Genomic DNA, 17,287 nt, shown 5'->3' on the forward strand with positions numbered 1-17,287 from the left:
GGATTATCACCCATCTGCGCACTATTTATACTGCCCACAGAACCCTGATGCGGATGTAGATGATGACCGAGCGCCTGTTTTTTACCCACGACCACCTGACGGCCGAGCTGGAAGTGCTCAGTTGCACCCCGTACGAAGAGCAATTCGCCGTGATTGTGCAGTCGACCATTTTCCATCCTCAAGGCGGAGGCCAGCCGTCCGACACCGGCTGGCTCGGCGACAGCCAGGTGCTGCGAGTCATGCAGGAAGCCGGACAGGTGGTGCACTACGTCGACCGCCCCCTGGAACCTGGCCTCGTCGTTGCACGAGTCGACGCACAGCGCCGCGCCTTGCATACGCGTCTGCATTCGGCGGGGCACTTGATTGGCAATGCCGGCGAACGCCTGGGCTGGATGCCGATCAAGGCCCACCATTGGCCCGGCGAAGGCAAGATCACCTTTATCCGCGGCCAGACCGCGCAAGACATGGATGCGCAGGCGCTCCAGCAGTGGGTCAATACATGGATCGCCGCCGACTATTCCCGCCATATGACGCTGGAAGACGGCACCCGCGAAGTCGGCTTCGGCGAATTACCGGCGTACGCCTGTGGCGGCACTCATGTTCAAGCGTTGAGCGAACTGGGCCAGGTAACGATCCTGGCGTTGTCGGAGAAAAAAGGCGCGCTCTCGGTACGCTATGAAATCAATGTGGGAGGAGGCTTGCCTTAATGCCATTCAGTTAAGCTCAGTTCCCTGTGGGAGCTGGCTTGCCTGCGAAAGCGTTAGTGCAGTAGCAGATGCAGTGACTGACACACCGCTATCGGGGGCAAGCCCCCTCCCACATCGGATCGCCCCAGAGAAACAGGCTACACGGCAATAGCCCCCGCCCTGCTCGGCTCAACCACGAACGACTTCAACGTCGACACCGTCGCCGCCGGGTCACGCGGATCACTGATCGCCCGAAAATTCGTCAACATGGTGTTGGCCGCCAACTCCACCGACACGTACCCACGCTGGCGACTGTCGAAAAACTTCACATGCGGGTTGAGCGGCATGATCTTCATGAACGCGTCGTAGGGAGGGCCATCTGAGGTGACCGACGAGCCGACGAACTCGGTGGCGACCACCGCCGAGTCTGGCCTGTCGGCGTCGAGATGCAGGTCGGTGGCCCAGAACGAATGTATATCCCCTCCCCAGAACACCGGGTTCTTCACGCGATTGCGCACGATCGACGCCAGCATCCGTGAGCGGTTCGCCATGTAGCCATCCCAACCATCGGTCCAGCGGCCAAGCTTATGGTTGGTCAAGTCACGCTGCATCAGCGGCGCCACCAGCAAATCCTGGGCGATGACATTCCACTGCGCACTGGACTGGGCAAACCCCTGGTCCAGCCAAGACTCTTGCTGCCAGCCGAGCAACGTGCGGCCAGGGTCACGCAGGCCGTTGCAAGGGGTGGTGACAATATGCCCTTGGTGGCTGCCATTGGCCGCGATGCAGGGTTGCTCGGAACGGTACTGGCGACCGTCGAGCACATGAAAACGCGCGAGCCGCCCATAGTCCAGGCGCCGGTAGATGCGCATGTCCGGCCCCTTCGGCACGCTGCTGGCACGCAGGGGCATGTGTTCGTAAAACGCCTGGTACGCCGCGGCCCGTTGCTTGAGAAACTGCGCCACCGCCACCTTCGGGTCCTGGGACCAGCGGTTGGCGTAGTCATTCTGTACTTCGTGATCGTCCCAGGTTACGACGCTGGGAGCCGCGGCGTGCAGGGCCTGCAGGTCTGGATCAGTCTTGTACAGTGCGTAGCGGTTGCGGTAATCAATCAGGCTTTGCGCATTGCCGCTGCCGTGAGAACGAAACACCTTGCCCGAATCCGCAGCATAGGAACTGTCGTAAATATAATCACCGAGGAAAAACACCAGGTCAGGCTGCTCGGCAGCAAGGTGTCGGTAGGCGCTGAAGTAACCGCGCTCCCAGTGCGAGCAGGACACAAACCCCAGCCGGGCCGAGGCCATGGCCTGCAGCGGCGGCATCGTGCGGGACTGGCCCACCGGGCTCTGCGCACCGAGCCCTTCAAACTGGTACCAATACGGCCGATCCGCCGCCAGCCCCGCCACTTCGACATGCACTGCGTGAGCGAAGCGCGGCGTCGCCAGAACCTCCCCCTGCCTCACAATACGCGTCATCGCCGCATCGCTGGCCACCCGCCAACGCACCGGCACCGAGCGACTCAGGCCGCCACGGCCATCCGCGGCGTTGAATAACGGCGCCAGGCGCGTCCAGATCACAAATCCATCTGGCAACGGGTCGCCGGAAGCCACGCCGAGGGTGAACGGATAATCCACCCCGGCACTGCGCGCGAACGGGCTGAGAATCGAAAACGCGGTAGCGACCGCCAGCCCGCCAAGGACCCGGCGCCGGCCGTGGTCCACTTCGCCGCTCACAGGCAGCGCTCCCAGTCGTCGCGCACGGTGGCAAACCCGAGCATGTCCTCATACACGCCGTTCTTTAAAAACGCCTGGCGCATGCAACCTTCATAACGCAGGCCGATCTTTTCCATGACCCGCGCCGACTCCTTGTTGCGCGCGAAACACTGGCTGCCCACGCGCTGCAACCCTAGCGCCTCGAACCCGAAGTCCATCACCGCGCTCGCCGCTTCAGCCGCATATCCCTGGTTACGGCAGTGCGCCGCCACCCAGCCACCCAAGTGCCCATAGTGATGCCGAGCATTGATACGCAGGCTGACCATGCCGACCAATTCGTCGGTGCCGCGCACATGCATCCCCAGGTTCAGCAGCTCACCGGTGCGGTACTTGTCAGCGATCCCCGCAATAAAATCCTGCGCGGTTTCCAGGGTGTAGGGCGATGGAATGTTCGCCGTGTTGTCGGTAATTTTCGGCCCGTTGGCAAGCGTGAAAAGCACCTGCGCCTGGTGCCTTTGCAGGGCGCGCAACAACAGTCGCGGGGTCGTCAATTGAGGCAATGCAGTAGGCATGGAGGCCGGCTCTCAAGATAAATTTCTCAAGCATGGATGCCCCGAGTGTCAGTTTCATTACGCCCGAAAACTGACCGGTAAGTTTTCCGAAAGACGCGTCCTAGAGCCTCTAAACGGTCAATTAAAGTTAACCAATCGGTCATTTTTGGCTGTTAGCGTTTTGCCCCTAATTCAATGACGGGGTAACGGAATGAGAACCTGGGACGAACCCAAGAAACGCAAGGCGCACATCGAGCTGATCCCGATGATCGACGTGATGATGTTCCTGCTGGTGTTTTTCGTACTGGTGAGCCTGAACGTGATTCCCGCGCTCGGCATGAAGACCCAATTGCCCAGCGCCAGCAGTTCCCAGCAGCTCAAGCCGCAGAACAAATTCATCCTCACCCTGGGCCTGGAAGGCCAGTTGCAACTGGACGGCAAGGACCTGACGGTGGAGGCCCTGGTGCCGGCGCTGAAGGCGGCCGAAAAGCCCGATACCAAGTCGACGATCATCGTCAACAGCGACAAAGGCGTGGAGGTTTCGCGCCTGGTGGAAGTGATGGACACCCTGCGCCTGGGTGGCTTCACCTCCGTGTCCATCGCCACGCGTAAGTCCTGATCATGTACGTTCTGTTTCGTGCGCGTCAGCTGCTGGGCAGTGTTCCGGCCCTGATCGCCCTGGTGCTGATTGCACTGGGTATCCAGTCCCAGACGTTGAAGGTCGAGCCGGTGTATGACGAGTCGGCGGTCGAATTGGCCTTGGTTGAGCCGGAACCGGAAGTCATACCGGAACCGGTGGTGGAGCAAGAACCACCACCGCCGGTGATCGAAGAGGAAGAGGCCGAGCCGGCGCCCCCGCCGCCACCGCCCAAGCCGCTGCCAAAACCCGAACCCAAGCCAAAGCCAAAACCTGTGCCCAAGCCTGCGCCCGTGGTCGCCAAGCCCGTGCCGACGCCGCCACCGGTGGCCGCCAAGCCAGCCCCGGCCGCCGTCACCCAAGCGGCGCCGACGCCTGCCCCACCGGCGCCACCGACGGTCGATGGCCAGGCCCTGGAAAGCGGTTACCTCAAAGGCTTGCGCAACGAACTGGACACCTACAAGCAGTACCCCACCGGGCGCCAGGCGTCCCTCGAACGCCCGAGCGGCGAGGTGGTGGTGTGGCTGCTGGTAGACCGTCAGGGCCGCGTCCTCGACTCAGGTCTACAAACCCAGGCCTCGAGCATGTTGCTCAACCGGGCAGCCACCAACAGCTTGCGTCGCATCAAGCAAGTCAAACCGTTCCCCGAGCAAGCCTTCGGGGGGCGCAATGAGCAGCGCTTCACCGCCACCTTCAACTACAGCGTGCAATAAGCACCCGACACCAGGACGACAGTGATGAAGTTCACCCGTATTCATCTGGCACTTGTGGCCGCGACCAGCATGACCCAGGGAATGGTCATGGCAGAGACCAGCGACGTCGGCACCATTGGGGTACAAGGCAAGGCGACCGCCGGGGGCGGTTACATGGTGCCGGAGGAAAGCATCAAGGGCCGCTCCACGGTGACCAAGGAAGCACTGGATAAACAGGCGGCCACCGGCAATGCCATCGACAAACTCAAGTACACCCCAGGCTTGAACATCTCCAGTGAAGACAACACCGGCCTGTCGGGCTTTCGCTTCACCATGCGCGGCATGAACTCCGACCAGGTGGGCATGTCGGTGGACGGCATGCCGATCAACGACTCCGGCAACTACGCGCTGTATTCCAACCTGCTGGGCGACCCGGAAAACATCGATCAGATCTTCGTCACCCAGGGCGCTTCGGAATCCGACGGCCCGCACATCGGATCCAGCGGCGGCAACATTGGCATCGTGACCATTCGCCCGACCAAGGAAACCGGCGCCTTCGTCAAACAGATCGTCGGCAGCAATGCCACGCGCAAGACCTTTGCCCGCCTCAATACCGGAGAAATCAACGGCCTGAGCAACTGGCTGTCGGTGTCCCATACCGAAGGTGAGATGTGGCGCGGTTCGGGCGCGGTACGCGCGGACAAGGTGGAGTGGAACAGCTTTTTCGACGCCGGCAATGGCAACACCGCCAACCTGATCCTCAAGTATCACGAGCAAGACAACAACAGTTACAGCCAGTTGACCAAGGCGCAATTCCAGCAGAACGGCCGCAAGTACGACCCCTACCCGGCTACGCCGACCGTGGGCAGCAACGGCAAATACAACAGCTACTACGGCCTGGCGCAGAACCCGTTCCAGACCTTCACCGCCGTACTCAACACCCAGTTCAAACTGGCCGATAACCTGGCGCTTTCGGTGATCCCGTATTACTACTGGGGCAATGGCAGCGGCGTCGGCTCGTCCGCCTACGCACTCAACCGCGGCTCGAACCAGGGCGGCGTGTTCGACCTGGGCAACTTGCCCACCGCCGCCCAATACAACGCCGACGGCACACCCAACAGCGGCGTGTACTACCGCCCTTCACGCACGCAAACCTGGCGTCCGGGTATCACCACCAAGCTGACCTGGGACCTTGGCGACCACAGCCTGCAATTCGGTTACTGGTACGAGCGCGCACGCCAGAGCCAGACCCAGCCGTTCATTCCGCTCAAGAGCAACGGCAAGCCAGTGGACACCTGGCCAGATTCCAACAGCGCCATCGTCGATGCCAACGGCAACACCGTGCAGGGGCGCGACCGTTTCACCGTGACACCAGCGCAAAAGGTCTGGGCCCAGGACACCTGGTACATCAACCCGGACTGGACCCTCATCGCAGGCCTGGCCTACATGAACGTCGAGCGTGAAGGCACCAACCACGGCAGCCTCAACGAACGCCCGGAAAAACGTAACCAGACCTACAACAAACTGCTGCCCAACGCCGGCCTGAAATACCAGTTGGACGAGCGTGACCAGTTGTTCTACAGCCTGTCGCGCAACATGCGGGTACCGCAGAACTACGTGCTCTACGACAAAGGCGCCGGCTCGATCGATGCCGAACCGGAAACCAGCTGGAATCATGAACTGGGCTGGCGCTACAGCGGCGACGACATGAACCTGGCCGCCACCCTGTTCTACATGGACTTCAAGAACCGCCAGGTTTCGTCCCGGGACATCAACGGTGACTTTGCCGACATCAACGCCGGCTCCGTGGTCAACAAAGGCCTGGAGCTGGAGTGGAGCGGCCAGTTGCCCCACCACTTCAATTACTACACCTCCTACACCTACACCAAGGCCGAGCAGCAGGATGACCTGACCGTCTACAACGCCGGCAAACCCATCGTGCTGCCCACCAGTGGCAAGCAGTTCGCCAACGTGCCCAAGAACATGCTGGCGGCCAACATCGGGTATGACGATGGGCGCTTCTACGGCACCTTCGGTGGCAAGTACACCAGCGAGCTCTACGGCGACCTGACCAACGACGAGGCGATTTCCGGTCGCACCGTGTTCAACCTCGGCGCCGGTATTTACCTGCCGGTGGACAAGAAAGTGGTCAAGGACGCGACCCTGCGCCTGAACGTCGACAACCTGTTCGACAAGAAATACCTGGACGGCGTGTACACCACCAAGACCAACGCGGCCAGCTACAGCGGTTTCCGCGATGGCGACCCCGCGTACATCGTCGGCCTGGACCGTACCGTCACGGTTTCGCTGGAAGCGAATTTCTAAGACTCACCCCAAGAGGAACACCATCATGGATATGAACCTGCTCCACGACGTCACCTTCTATGTGATGTACGCGGCGATGGCCATTGCGATCTTCATCGCCATCGAACGCGGTATCTACTTCGCCTACGTGCGCCGCCAGGCACGCGCATTGATCGACGCCCTGGGCGCCAATGTGCACAGCGAGCGTGACCTGCCGGACAACCTGACCCGTCGCGACAGCCTGCCGCTGAACATGATCTTGCCGGTGCTGGCCCAGAAGGCGACCCACGGTTCGCGCAAGGACCTGGACGACGAAATCGACACCCAGTACCTGAAGACCCGCGCCCCACTGGCCCGCAGCCTGTGGATCATCGAGACCATCACCACCGCCGCCCCACTGCTGGGCCTGCTGGGCACCATTCTCGGCATCATCGACACCTTCAAGGCACTGGCCACCGCGGGCGTATCGGACCCAGGGCAGATTTCCGGGGGTATCGGTACGGCGTTGTTCGCCACGGGATTAGGTATCGCCATCGCGCTGTTTTGCGTGGTGTTTCACAACTTTTTCCAGGACAGCCTGGAGCGCATCAACGACCAGTTGAAGATCCTGTTGATCCGCGCCGCCACCGGCGCCCGCGCACAGGATGAAGTGCCCCATCGCGTGCCCACCCCGCTGCACAGCCGCACAGCCTGACCTGCAGGGCGGGCGCCTTGGGCGCTCGTCTTTACCTTTGGTGCGATGAGACGCTTATGTCCCTTTCGATAAAGTTGCGTATTGCCGGCCTGACCGGCTTGCTCCTCAGTCCGCTGGCCCAGGCGGACTTTTCCATTCCAGGTTTTGAATTGGTGCATACCGTGCCTGTGGACACCGCCCTGGGCACCGACGATCTGCGCCAGCCCGGCCCGGTATGGATCGAGCTGTTCGACGGCGCCAAAAGCCACATTGACATCGGCCAGTTCTACGCCGCGGACCACCCTGGCTCGGTGATGAATACGGTGCTTGAACATCTGGAAGCCGCCGGCAAACGCGGCGTGAAGATTCGTTTCCTGCTCGAAGAAAAAGGCATCAAGCTGTCGGATGCCACCACCCTTGAACGCTTGCGCGCCATTCCCAACCTGACCTTGCGCGTGCTGCCCTACGGGCAACTGAGCGGCGGCATCATCCACGCCAAATACCTGCTGGTGGATGGCAAGCAGGCGTTTGTCGGCAGTCAGAATTTCGACTGGCGCGCCTTGGAACATATCCACGAAACCGGGCTGCGGATCACTGACAAAACGGTGGTGGGCCAAGTGCAGGCGATCTTCGAGCAAGACTGGCAAGCCCAGGCCGCGCTGGCGGGTAAACACCCGGTGCCGCTGCCCGCCAGCGGCCCGGCACCCGCACGTACCGGCAACTATCTGGTGGCCAGCCCGCAACGCTACAACCCGCCTGGCGTGGGCGACTCACAGCTGGAACTGCCGCGCCTGCTGGGCGAAGCCCAAAAAGAGGTGCGCGTGCAATTGCTCGACTATGCGCCGCTGTCCTACGGACCGGATCGAACCCGACCGTACTACGCAGTGATCGACAACGCCGTGCGCGCCGCCGCAGCCCGTGGCGTGTCGATCAAACTGATGGTGTCCAACTGGAATACCGACCCGCTGGAACTGCCCTACCTCAAGAGCCTGGCGGTGCTGCCCAATGTTGAGATCAAGATCGTCACCCTGCCCGAAGCCAAGCAAGGCTTTATCCCTTATGCGCGGGTGATACACAGCAAAACCATGGAGATCGACGGGCAAGTGGCGTGGGTCGGCACCAGCAATTGGTTGGGCGGCTACCTGGATAATTCGCGCAATCTGGAGGTGGTGATGCGCAGTGAGGCGATGGCCAGGCGTGTAGGCCAGTTGCATGAACAACTGTGGGATGGGCCTTACGCTAGAGCCTTGAGCGTGACGCAAGAGTATCCCGCCCCCCACCCTGGCCAGCATTGACCTTGGGCACCTGAGTAATGGTAGTGTGTGGAAATGTTTCTGTCTCTTCCGTCAGAAATCTCCTACTCACTACCTGCAAAGGAATGCCTTCAACCATGCACTTTCCACTTAAGCAATTGGCGGTTGCCACCCTGTTCGCCGCCAGCCTTTCGGCCGTCGCCACGCCCGCTTTCGCCAACATCAGCGCAGACCAGAGCACGGCAATCCTGAAGCAGTTCAACGAGACCTCGGTTACCGATTTCCGCGGTTTCCTCGGCACTCTTGCCCAAGGCGAGCTGGGCAAAACGGCCGACACCGGCCCGGCTATCAGCGCGTTTGTGGGCAACAAACCCCTGAGCGCCGAGCAGCAGAACGAGATCAATCGCCTGCTGGGCATTTACACCCGCGTTAAATATGGCAAAGCCGCGCTCGAAACCCTGCGTGAACTAGTGGAAGTCCCGACGTTCAACGTAGACGGTCTGCCACAGTACAAAAACCCGGAATTCCTCAAGATTGCCGCGAAGATCGAGGCCCTGGCCAAGTCCTTCAACCTGAACTTCCGTAACGTCGACAACCGCGTGTACGAAATTTCCTTGGAAGGCAGCGGTGATGAAGTCGTGGGTGTGCACGCCCATGCCGATGTGGTGCCCGTTACCCCGGAAAACTGGGTGCTGCAAGACGGTACCAAACTCGACCCGTTCAAGGTCACGCTGATTGGCGACCGCATGTATGGCCGCGGTACCGAGGATGACAAGAACGGCATCGTGGTGGCGATGTACGCCATGAAAGTGATCAAGGAAGAAAAACTGCCACTGGCGCGCACGTTCAAGCTGCTGGTGGACACCACTGAAGAAACCGCCGGTGATGCCATTCCTTACTACTTCGAACGCAACCCCGTGCCGCAATACAACCTGGCGCTGGATGGCGGTTACCCGGTGGTGATCGCCGAGAAAGGCTCGGGTACCGTGATGGCCACCTTCCCGGTGCGCAAGGGCGAAGGCAAAGGCGCAGAAATCATCGCGATGACCGGCGGCAAGGCGAACAACCAGATTCCATCGGCCTCGGTGGCCACGCTGGTCAGCGACAGCCCCGCCGAACTGGCCGCCAGCCTGCAACAGGCCGGTGCCGACTATGCCAAGCGCAACGGTGGCGACTTCCAAGTGACGGCCAAGGTCGATGGCAAGGATGTCAAACTAACGGTTACCGGCGTATCCGCTCACTCTTCCGAGCCTGAAACCGGGGTCAACCCGGTGGCGCGCATGCTGGACCTGATCCACAGCCTCGACGGCAAGGTCGCCCTCCAGCACAACCACATCACCGATGCCGCGCGCTATGCCGCCGACAACTGGGGCCTGGATTACCTGGGCGGCAAATTGGGTGTGGGCTACGCGGATGATTTCATGGGGCCGTTGACCACCTCGCTGACGTTTGTGGGGCAGGATGACAAAGCCTTCAAACTGGCCGTGAACCTGCGCGCACCGAAAGGTAAAACCCCGGAGGCGCTCAAGGCGCAAATCGAGCAGAAGCTGAACGCCTGGGACAAGAACGCCAAGGTCAACGTGAGCTTCACTTACTCGTTGGACACGCCGATGTACCGCAACCCTGAAGGCGAATGGGTAAAAGCCTTGCTGGCAGTGGCCACTGAAAACCTGGGCATGGCGCACAAATTCGGCACCTCGGCCGGCGCAACCTCGGTGCACGACCTGCCCAACGGCGTGCAATTCGGCCTGGCCCGCCCGGAAGAGAAGTACACCGGGCACACCGACAGCGAATTCAAGACCGTCGACCAGTTCCTGCTGGACCTGCAGATCGTCACTGAAATGATGGGCCGCGTCGGGCAATTGCCGAAGCTCTGACCCATCTGGTACCCAAGCGAGGCTGCGAAGGCAGCGGCACAGGCACCCTCTTCAGCGCCTGAACCACCGCTTTCGCAGCCTCGCTAAAGCTCGACAGCTCCCACAGGGGATCGGCGGCGCTGGGTTGATCTCGATTCGCAGGGCTATCGCGCCAAATACAACTTCCGACAACAACACCGCCCAACTGTGGGAGCTGTCGAGCCCCGGCGAGGCTGCGATGGCGGCGGTACAGGCAACATTTTCATCGCCTGAACCACCGCTTTCGCAGCCTCGCTGAAGCTCGACAGCTCCCACAGGGGATCGGCGGCGCTGGGTTGATCTCGGTTCACAGGGCTATCGCACCAAACACAACTCCCGACAACAACACCGCCCAAATGTGGGAGCTGTCGAGCCCCGGCGAGGCTGCGATGGCGGCGGTACAGGCAACATTTTCATCGCCTGAACCACCGCTTTCGCAGCCTCGCTGAAGCTCGACAGCTCCCACAGGGGATCGGCGGCGCTGGGTTGATCTCGGTTCACAGGGCTATCGCACCAAACACAACTCCCGACAACAACACCGCCCAAATGTGGGAGCTGTCGAGCCCCGGCGAGGCTGCGATGGCGGCGGTACAGGCAATATCTTCAGCGCCTGAACCACCGCTTTCGCAGCCTCGCTGAAGCTCGACAGCTCCCACAGGGGATCGGCGTTGTGGGTGAGATCTCGCTTTGCAGGGCCATCGCGTCAAACACAACTCGGCAACAATGACAGCTCTTCAGCCTTGCAACATCAGCATGTCTTCAAAGAACCCACCCACCGGCTCAGTGGGATGGCACAGCTGGATCTCCAATACCCAGGCCATTTCACTCGGTGGGATCTCCAGGTCAGCCAACTCCTTGCTTTCGAACAATGCATGGGGAAAATCCGCAAGGCGGTGCCCCGCCAGGTTGCGCGTCAGCCTCCAGCCCTTTGACGCAGCGCTCTGCTCGGCGAAGTCGTAGAGCTCACGCCCGGTCAGACCACGCAGCCACGCCTGGCGTGTTTCATCGAAGACTTCATGCAAGGCCGTCGTACAGGCCTGGTGCAACGGCCCATCGCCAAACACAAACGTATCGCCATAGTCGCCTTCGTAGCCATCCCACACCGGGCCAAGATCGACCACGGCAATGTCATTAGCGCGCAGCCTGCGCTGACGATCAATACCCTCGCGCGGTGGGCGCACAGTGTCGGCGCCAAAACGAATGTAGGTCGGATGCCAGGTATGCGAAGCGCCCATGGCCTGCAGTTGCCGGGCGGCCATCTCAAGGGCCTCGCCGGTGGTCATGCCGACTTTCAACTGGCTGGCAATCGCCGCCAGGGCACGTATGGATTTTTCCCGTGCAGCCAGCATGCCGTCCAAGGAATAACGCGGGCCGACTTTCTCCCACACCGGGTCAAACGATAGGGAGACTGCTCCAGCACTTGACCGACCACTGGCGACAAACGCCTCTGCGATAAACCGGTGGCTGGGCAACCCCGCTTCAAGGCAGTGGATGCGTACCTGGCCGAGCATTGCACCGTTGCCGCACGCATAGACCTGGGCCTGTTCCCACTGATGCCCATGACTCATTGCAACCTCCTGAACCCTGCCCTCGGAGGACCGCACGGGATGCCAGCGAAAACGGGGATGCTCAAGCATCAGGTGGTCGAGGAAGGCGCTGTCATAAAAGTCCGCCGATTGCGCACCGCCCCAATACAACGTCACGTCGACATCGCGCTTGAGCGCGGTCAGCAAGATAGGCTTGATGCCCGCGTAACCAGTACCCGTAGCGAATAGCACCACGGGCGCCGCCACATCGTCCTGCCAGGTACAGGCACCAAACGGCCCCTCCACGTGCAGACGCTCACCCACGGCGAGACCACCTAGGATACCCTCGGAAAAATACCCGCCACTTACCCGGCGAATCTGGAAGACCAAGCGCCCATCGTCCTCATCGGGCAGGTTGGCAATCGAGAAGCAGCGCGTGTCACCGTCCGCCAGGTGGAACTTGAGGTATTGGCCAGCCCGCACCGCCACTGGGGTTTCGGGCATCAATACCAACTCGATCACATCGGGGCCCAACGCACGCTTGCTGTGAACCTGCGCTGCCACTACCAGCGCGGGCGTATCCAGCGACCAGCCGGGAATATGCAGGCGCATGTCGCCACAGGCGTGGCTCTGGCATAACAACATCTCATTGGCTGCCAAAGGATAAGAAGGCTGCGACGTACCCGGCGCCAGGCGTTTGGCCCGGTACGCACCTTCGGCGACCACCACCTTGCACGAACCGCAGGCGCCACGGCGGCAGGAGAACGGCACGGCCAGGCCGCTGGCGAGCATGGCGTCGAGCAAGAGTTCGTCGCCCGCTTCAAAGGTTTTCCCCGAGGGCGACAGTTCGATGACATGACGTGTATTCATAAAGACCTCGGGATAAGTAAGGCTTGATTGTTGCGCTAGACTAGGCCCATTAAAACCTCCAGATTTGGATACTTCAGATGGTCCAGATGCGTAAATGGCGTCCACTGCTCCGGCTTGAAGAAGGTGCAAGCCAGGCGTCTTACCGCAAGATCGCCGAAGGCTTGGTCAACGCTATCCTCGAAGGCCGCCTGCCGCCCGGGACGTTACTGCCGGGCACGCGGGAAATGGCACACTTGCTCGACGTCAACCGCAAGACGGTGATCCTGGCCTACGAAGAAGCCATGACCAAGGGCTGGCTGACCAGCGAGCCGCGCCGTGGCACCTTCGTTAATGTAAAGCTGACACCCAAACAGCTGCCCAGCGTTACGCAACCGTCATTCGCGCCGTCGTTACTGGAGCAACCGCTGGTACCCTATTTCACCCATAACGCCCAAGTGGTCGCTCTAAAGCATCGGCGCGATGCGCTGTTTTTCGACAACGGCACCAGCGACCACCGCCTGCTGCCCCAGGCCGTTTTGCACCGTTACTATCGCCACGCACTGCGCAACAGCTTTGCCTCCAATACCGTGCGCTACGGCAGCGAAGGCACCGGCTATCACTTGCGCTGCGCCCTGGCCGAGATGCTGCGCAACAACCGTGGGCTGACGGTCACTGCCGAAAATATCTGCCTGACCCAGGGCACCCAGATGTCCCTGTTCCTGAGCGCCAGCCTGCTGCTCAAGCCCGGCGACGTGGTCCTGGTGGAACGTCTGAGCTACCCACCGGCATGGGAAATCTTCCGCAAGCTCGGGGCGAAGTTGGTCACGGTCGACATCGATGATGAAGGTTGCCGCACCGACCAGGTCGAGCGCTTATGCCGTGAGCACAAGGTGCGCATGATTTACCTCACGCCTCATCACCAGTTCCCCACCACCGTGAGCTTGCACGCTGCACGCCGGCAGCACTTGCTGACGTTGGCCGCGCTGCATGACTTCTGCATTATCGAAGAGGACTACGACCACGAATACCATTTCAGTGGCCGCCCTTACCTGCCGCTGGCCAGTGACCGCGCCCAACGCCATGTGCTCTACATCGGCTCGTTGTCAAAGGTGCTGGGCTCGACGTTCCGCTGCAGCTATATCGTGGCGCCCACCTCTGTGATTGAAGCCCTGCAACGCAATGCCGCGCTGATGCTGGGCGATACCGACGCGGTCGCTCAAGCCATGCTGGCAGACCTGATCAATGACGGGGAGTTGAAGAAGCATTTGCGCCGCGTGTCGAAAGAATATCGGGCGCGCCGCACGGTATTGCAAGATTGCCTGGATCAGGCGTTTGGTGCTCGCATACAAGTGCGCGAGCCCGAGGGTGGCTTGGCGCTATGGGTACGTTTGGAGGAAGAAATAGACGTCGATAAGTTGGCAAGCACCGCACTGGAGCACGGCGTTGTGGTGCGCAGTGGTCGTCAGTTTTCCCCCAACGACCAACCGGTAAACGCGCTGCGCCTGGGCTTTGCCTCCCTCGACCGGGACGAAATCCAGCAAGCCACTCAGCGCCTGGCCCAGGCGATGAACGCCATGGGCAAGCGCTGAAAAACTTACCCTGTGGCCCCTAGGAATGGCAGCGCCAGGTACAACTTGATCACCACCGCGTTAGCGATATCGATGAAGAACGCGCCCACCATCGGCACCACCAGAAACGCGATCTGCGAAGGCCCGAAGCGCTGCGTCACCGCCTGCATATTAGCGATCGCCGTGGGCGTGGCGCCTAGCCCGAAGCCGCAATGGCCTGCCGCCAGCACCGCCGCATCGTAGTTGCGGCCCATCACCCGGAACGTCACGAAAATCGCGAACAGCGCCATCAGCAATGCCTGTGCGGCCAGCAGAACGACAATCGGCAAAGCCAGTGCCGCCAAGTCCCAGAGCTTGAGTGACATCAGCGCCATCGCCAGGAACAATGACAAACTGACATTGCCCAGCACCGAGACTTCGCGCTCGAACACCTGATGCCAGCCGAGCATCGACAGCCCATTGCGCAGCACCACACCCACGAACAGTACGCACACAAACGTCGGCAATTCGAATGCGGTGCCCTGGATGGCGGCATTCAACAAGTTGCCGCCCTGCAGGCTGATCGCCACCAGCGCCAGGGTCTCGATAAACGAAAACGCGGTGATCAGGCGCTCTTCGTTCGGTTGCTCGAACCCCTTGGCCAGGTTCGATTGCGGATGCCCAATACCTGGAACCTCGACCCGCTTGATCAGAAAACGCGCCACGGGCCCGCCGATCAGGCCACCGAGCACCAGGCCAAAGGTCGCCGAGGCAATCGCCAATTCAGACGCAGACGCCACGCCATACTGCTCACTGAACACCGCGCCCCAGGCCGCACCGGTGCCATGCCCACCGGACAAGGTCACCGAGCCCGCGAGCAGGCCCATCAATGGGTCAAGCCCGAGCGCCGAGGCCAGCGCGATACCCATGGCGTTTTGCACCACCAGCAAGCCCGTTACCACCAACAGAAACACCGCCAGGATCCGCCCGCCTTTCTTCAGGCTGGCAAAATCGGCGTTCAAACCGATAGTGGCAAAGAACGCCAGCATCAACGGGGTTTGCAATGAAGGATCGAAGCGTACTTCGATATCGGCAAACGCGCGCAACGCCAGGAGCAGCATGGCGACCAACAGGCCACCGGCTACTGGTTCCGGAATGTTGTAGGTACGTAAGAAGCCGATGCGAGCCACAAGCCCGCGCCCCAGCAATAGCACCAGTGAAGCGGCAACGAGGGTTGAATAGAAATCGAGTTGAAGCATCCGGTCAGTTCTCTGAAGTGGACAAGGAGAATGGGTGGCCAGAGTAGAGAGCACAGGGCGAAAAGGTATCGCCCCCACAAAAAACACAGACTTTCCCTACAAGCCTCACAATAATAACCTACAACCGCCTGCACCTCGCCCCTCCAGAGATACGCAGAGTAGACTTATCGACGACGCCTTCGCAGCAGAGGCCAGTTGGAGGCGATCTCCCCCGGCTCAGCGTCACGCCCTACGACTCGCACCAGGTCTGGAAACTCAAGCAACAGGGCACGATTGCCCCGGCCAATGTGCTCCATCACGGCCAGGGTAATGTTTTCACGCACCATGCCCGTCGAAACGTAATACATGGCCCAGGCTTGCTCTGGCGTACAGAGGCCGATCTGTTCTTCAATCTCTTTGTAGGCCTTGTAGTCGTCCGACTCTAAATAACGCTGATCACGACCCTGGCGCATGCTGTCTCCCTCCCCGACCGCGTCACGTACCGCTTTTGACCTTGGTCCAGACCCGTGTGCGAATGCGCTCCGCCTTCAGCGGCAAGGGCTCAAGCGGAACCAGTGTGGCCATAGTCTTTTTATCGGGATAGATCCAAGGGTTATCCCGCAACTTTTGCTCGACGAACTCAGTGGCATCTTTGTTGGCGTTGGGATAGAGCATGTAGTTGGACGTCTTGGCTATCACCTGTGGCTGCAGCATGTAGTTGATGAACGCCAGAGCGGCCTTTGGGTGGCGAGCATCCTTGAGCAACACCCAGTTTTCAGACCAGACCAAGGCGCCTTCGCGCGGCAGGCTGTAGGCAATCTTGCGACCGCTGTTGGACTTTTCATTAATCGCCTGAGCGGCCAGCGCACCATTGGCCCAGCCTACGACCGCGCAGATGTTGCCGTCGGCCAAGTCGGTGTCGATCCGGGAAGAGTCGAAATAGAGCACATAGGGGCGGATTTTCAACAGCAGCGCCTGGGCCTTCTGGTAATCCTCTGGATCGGTACTGTTGCTGGGCAGCCCCAGGTAGTGCAAGGCGATCGAAATGATTTCGCTGGGGGAGTCGAGCATGGCGACGCCACAAGACTTGAGCTTGCTGATGTTTTCTTCTTTGAAGATCAGGTCCCAACTGTCCACCGGGGCGTCATCGCCCAGCGCCGCCTTGACTTTATCCACGTCGTAGCCAATGCCAGTGGTACCCCAGACATAGGGCACGGCGTAGCGATTGCCTGGGTCATTGACCGCCAGCAGGGAGAGGATGTCAGGGTCGATGTGCGAAAGGTTACTCAACTGCGCGCGATCCAGCGGCTGCAGCACCCCAGCCTTGATCAAGCCGGGTAATACATTGGAGGTGGCCACGACCAGGTCATAGCCGGTGCGCCCAGCCATGACCTTGCTCTGCATGATTTCGGCGCTGTCGAAAGCATCCATGTGCAGCTTGATGCCGGTCTCCTGCTGGAATTGCCTGGGCGTCTGCGGTTCAAGAAACCCGAACCAGTTATACAGATACACCGAAGATTCAGCGGCGGCTGCGGGCGTGCTGGTTGCAGCCCCCAGGAGCGAAGCTAAAAAAATAGCTCGCAAGTGTGCTCGACTCATATGACTATCCCTGTCCACACGACACGCCTTCATGGCTATCGTAAGCTCGGGGTGAATATACCGAGCATCAACGAATAGTAAATACCTACAAGTACTTAGCTCTGGCCTGCAAAGCCCTAACCCTA

At 60.6% G+C, this 17,287-nt stretch carries 14 protein-coding genes; 8 read left to right on the forward strand and 6 right to left on the reverse strand.

What is annotated here, in order from left to right:
- The first annotated feature begins 62 nt into the window (after positions 1 to 62).
- Positions 63 to 707: a hypothetical protein gene (locus tag GIV35_RS12725; RefSeq protein ID WP_105229107.1), complete on the forward strand. Its 645-nt coding sequence runs from the start codon at positions 63 to 65 to the stop codon at positions 705 to 707.
- A gap of 137 nt (positions 708 to 844) precedes the next feature.
- Here the strand turns inward: GIV35_RS12725 and GIV35_RS12730 are convergent, their stop codons facing one another.
- Entirely contained in the window at positions 845 to 2,419 is a 1,575-nt protein-coding gene (locus tag GIV35_RS12730) for an alkaline phosphatase D family protein (protein WP_105226322.1), read from the reverse strand.
- Positions 2,416 to 2,970, reverse strand: coding sequence for a GNAT family N-acetyltransferase (locus GIV35_RS12735; protein WP_223024391.1), 555 nt, complete (start codon positions 2,968 to 2,970; stop codon positions 2,416 to 2,418). The genes GIV35_RS12730 and GIV35_RS12735 overlap by 4 nt, the downstream gene beginning before the upstream one ends.
- A 190-nt stretch (positions 2,971 to 3,160) precedes the next feature.
- Here GIV35_RS12735 and GIV35_RS12740 point away from each other — a divergent pair, with 190 nt between their 5' ends.
- The 6 genes from GIV35_RS12740 (at position 3,161) to GIV35_RS12765 (ending at position 10,385) form a co-directional block, all read left to right on the forward strand.
- Positions 3,161 to 3,568 carry an ExbD/TolR family protein gene (locus GIV35_RS12740; RefSeq protein ID WP_014717774.1) on the forward strand — a complete coding sequence of 136 codons (408 nt, stop codon included), beginning with the start codon at positions 3,161 to 3,163 and terminating at the stop codon, positions 3,566 to 3,568.
- A gap of 2 nt (positions 3,569 to 3,570) precedes the next feature.
- Complete coding sequence (locus GIV35_RS12745; RefSeq protein WP_236264522.1) at positions 3,571 to 4,299, forward strand: energy transducer TonB family protein; 729 nt, start codon at positions 3,571 to 3,573, stop codon at positions 4,297 to 4,299.
- Between the two features lie 24 nt (positions 4,300 to 4,323).
- Positions 4,324 to 6,603: a TonB-dependent receptor gene (locus GIV35_RS12750; RefSeq protein ID WP_236485918.1), complete on the forward strand. Its 2,280-nt coding sequence runs from the start codon at positions 4,324 to 4,326 to the stop codon at positions 6,601 to 6,603.
- Positions 6,604 to 6,628: 25 nt separating this feature from the next.
- Positions 6,629 to 7,276 (forward strand): MotA/TolQ/ExbB proton channel family protein, encoded by a 648-nt coding sequence (locus tag GIV35_RS12755; protein ID WP_105226319.1) that lies wholly within the window; start codon positions 6,629 to 6,631, stop codon positions 7,274 to 7,276.
- Between the two features lie 56 nt (positions 7,277 to 7,332).
- Positions 7,333 to 8,550 (forward strand): phospholipase D-like domain-containing protein, encoded by a 1,218-nt coding sequence (locus tag GIV35_RS12760; protein WP_236264524.1) that lies wholly within the window; start codon positions 7,333 to 7,335, stop codon positions 8,548 to 8,550.
- Between the two features lie 95 nt (positions 8,551 to 8,645).
- Positions 8,646 to 10,385 carry a dipeptidase gene (locus GIV35_RS12765; protein ID WP_236264525.1) on the forward strand — a complete coding sequence of 580 codons (1,740 nt, stop codon included), beginning with the start codon at positions 8,646 to 8,648 and terminating at the stop codon, positions 10,383 to 10,385.
- Positions 10,386 to 11,137: 752 nt separating this feature from the next.
- On the opposite strand, the gene GIV35_RS12770 is transcribed toward GIV35_RS12765, so the two are convergent.
- Complete coding sequence (locus tag GIV35_RS12770) at positions 11,138 to 12,799, reverse strand: M24 family metallopeptidase (RefSeq protein ID WP_236264526.1); 1,662 nt, start codon at positions 12,797 to 12,799, stop codon at positions 11,138 to 11,140.
- Positions 12,800 to 12,876: 77 nt separating this feature from the next.
- Here GIV35_RS12770 and pdxR point away from each other — a divergent pair, with 77 nt between their 5' ends.
- A complete protein-coding gene (pdxR, locus tag GIV35_RS12775; protein ID WP_236264527.1) occupies positions 12,877 to 14,367 on the forward strand; it encodes a MocR-like pyridoxine biosynthesis transcription factor PdxR in 1,491 nt (496 codons plus the stop codon).
- Positions 14,368 to 14,372: 5 nt separating this feature from the next.
- On the opposite strand, the gene gltS is transcribed toward pdxR, so the two are convergent.
- The 3 genes from gltS to GIV35_RS12790 form a co-directional block, all read right to left on the reverse strand.
- A complete protein-coding gene (gene gltS / locus GIV35_RS12780; protein WP_198716229.1) occupies positions 14,373 to 15,584 on the reverse strand; it encodes a sodium/glutamate symporter in 1,212 nt (403 codons plus the stop codon).
- A gap of 164 nt (positions 15,585 to 15,748) precedes the next feature.
- A complete protein-coding gene (locus GIV35_RS12785; RefSeq protein WP_234452307.1) occupies positions 15,749 to 16,036 on the reverse strand; it encodes a hypothetical protein in 288 nt (95 codons plus the stop codon).
- Positions 16,037 to 16,058: 22 nt separating this feature from the next.
- Positions 16,059 to 17,162 carry a polyamine ABC transporter substrate-binding protein gene (locus GIV35_RS12790; protein WP_200649151.1) on the reverse strand — a complete coding sequence of 368 codons (1,104 nt, stop codon included), beginning with the start codon at positions 17,160 to 17,162 and terminating at the stop codon, positions 16,059 to 16,061.
- Positions 17,163 to 17,287 lie beyond the last annotated feature (125 nt).

Origin of the sequence: Pseudomonas sp. PA-1-6B (genome assembly GCF_021609545.1) — a bacterium.
GTDB classification, from domain to species: Bacteria; Pseudomonadota; Gammaproteobacteria; order Pseudomonadales; family Pseudomonadaceae; genus Aquipseudomonas; species Aquipseudomonas fluorescens_BV.

Excerpts from the sequence above, each read along its gene's own strand:
- GIV35_RS12790 (WP_200649151.1), bottom strand. The coding sequence starts at position 17,162 with ATGAGTCGAGCACACTTGCGAGCTATTTTTTTAGCTTCGCTCCTGGGG.
- GIV35_RS12745 (WP_236264522.1), top strand. The coding sequence starts at position 3,571 with ATGTACGTTCTGTTTCGTGCGCGTCAGCTGCTGGGCAGTGTTCCGGCC.
- GIV35_RS12755 (WP_105226319.1), top strand. The coding sequence starts at position 6,629 with ATGGATATGAACCTGCTCCACGACGTCACCTTCTATGTGATGTACGCG.
- GIV35_RS12760 (WP_236264524.1), top strand. The coding sequence starts at position 7,333 with ATGTCCCTTTCGATAAAGTTGCGTATTGCCGGCCTGACCGGCTTGCTC.
- GIV35_RS12725 (WP_105229107.1), top strand. The coding sequence starts at position 63 with ATGACCGAGCGCCTGTTTTTTACCCACGACCACCTGACGGCCGAGCTG.
- GIV35_RS12735 (WP_223024391.1), bottom strand. The coding sequence starts at position 2,970 with ATGCCTACTGCATTGCCTCAATTGACGACCCCGCGACTGTTGTTGCGC.
- GIV35_RS12740 (WP_014717774.1), top strand. The coding sequence starts at position 3,161 with ATGAGAACCTGGGACGAACCCAAGAAACGCAAGGCGCACATCGAGCTG.
- gltS (WP_198716229.1), bottom strand. The coding sequence starts at position 15,584 with ATGCTTCAACTCGATTTCTATTCAACCCTCGTTGCCGCTTCACTGGTG.
- GIV35_RS12770 (WP_236264526.1), bottom strand. The coding sequence starts at position 12,799 with ATGAATACACGTCATGTCATCGAACTGTCGCCCTCGGGGAAAACCTTT.
- pdxR (WP_236264527.1), top strand. The coding sequence starts at position 12,877 with ATGGTCCAGATGCGTAAATGGCGTCCACTGCTCCGGCTTGAAGAAGGT.
- GIV35_RS12750 (WP_236485918.1), top strand. The coding sequence starts at position 4,324 with ATGAAGTTCACCCGTATTCATCTGGCACTTGTGGCCGCGACCAGCATG.
- GIV35_RS12785 (WP_234452307.1), bottom strand. The coding sequence starts at position 16,036 with ATGCGCCAGGGTCGTGATCAGCGTTATTTAGAGTCGGACGACTACAAG.
- GIV35_RS12765 (WP_236264525.1), top strand. The coding sequence starts at position 8,646 with ATGCACTTTCCACTTAAGCAATTGGCGGTTGCCACCCTGTTCGCCGCC.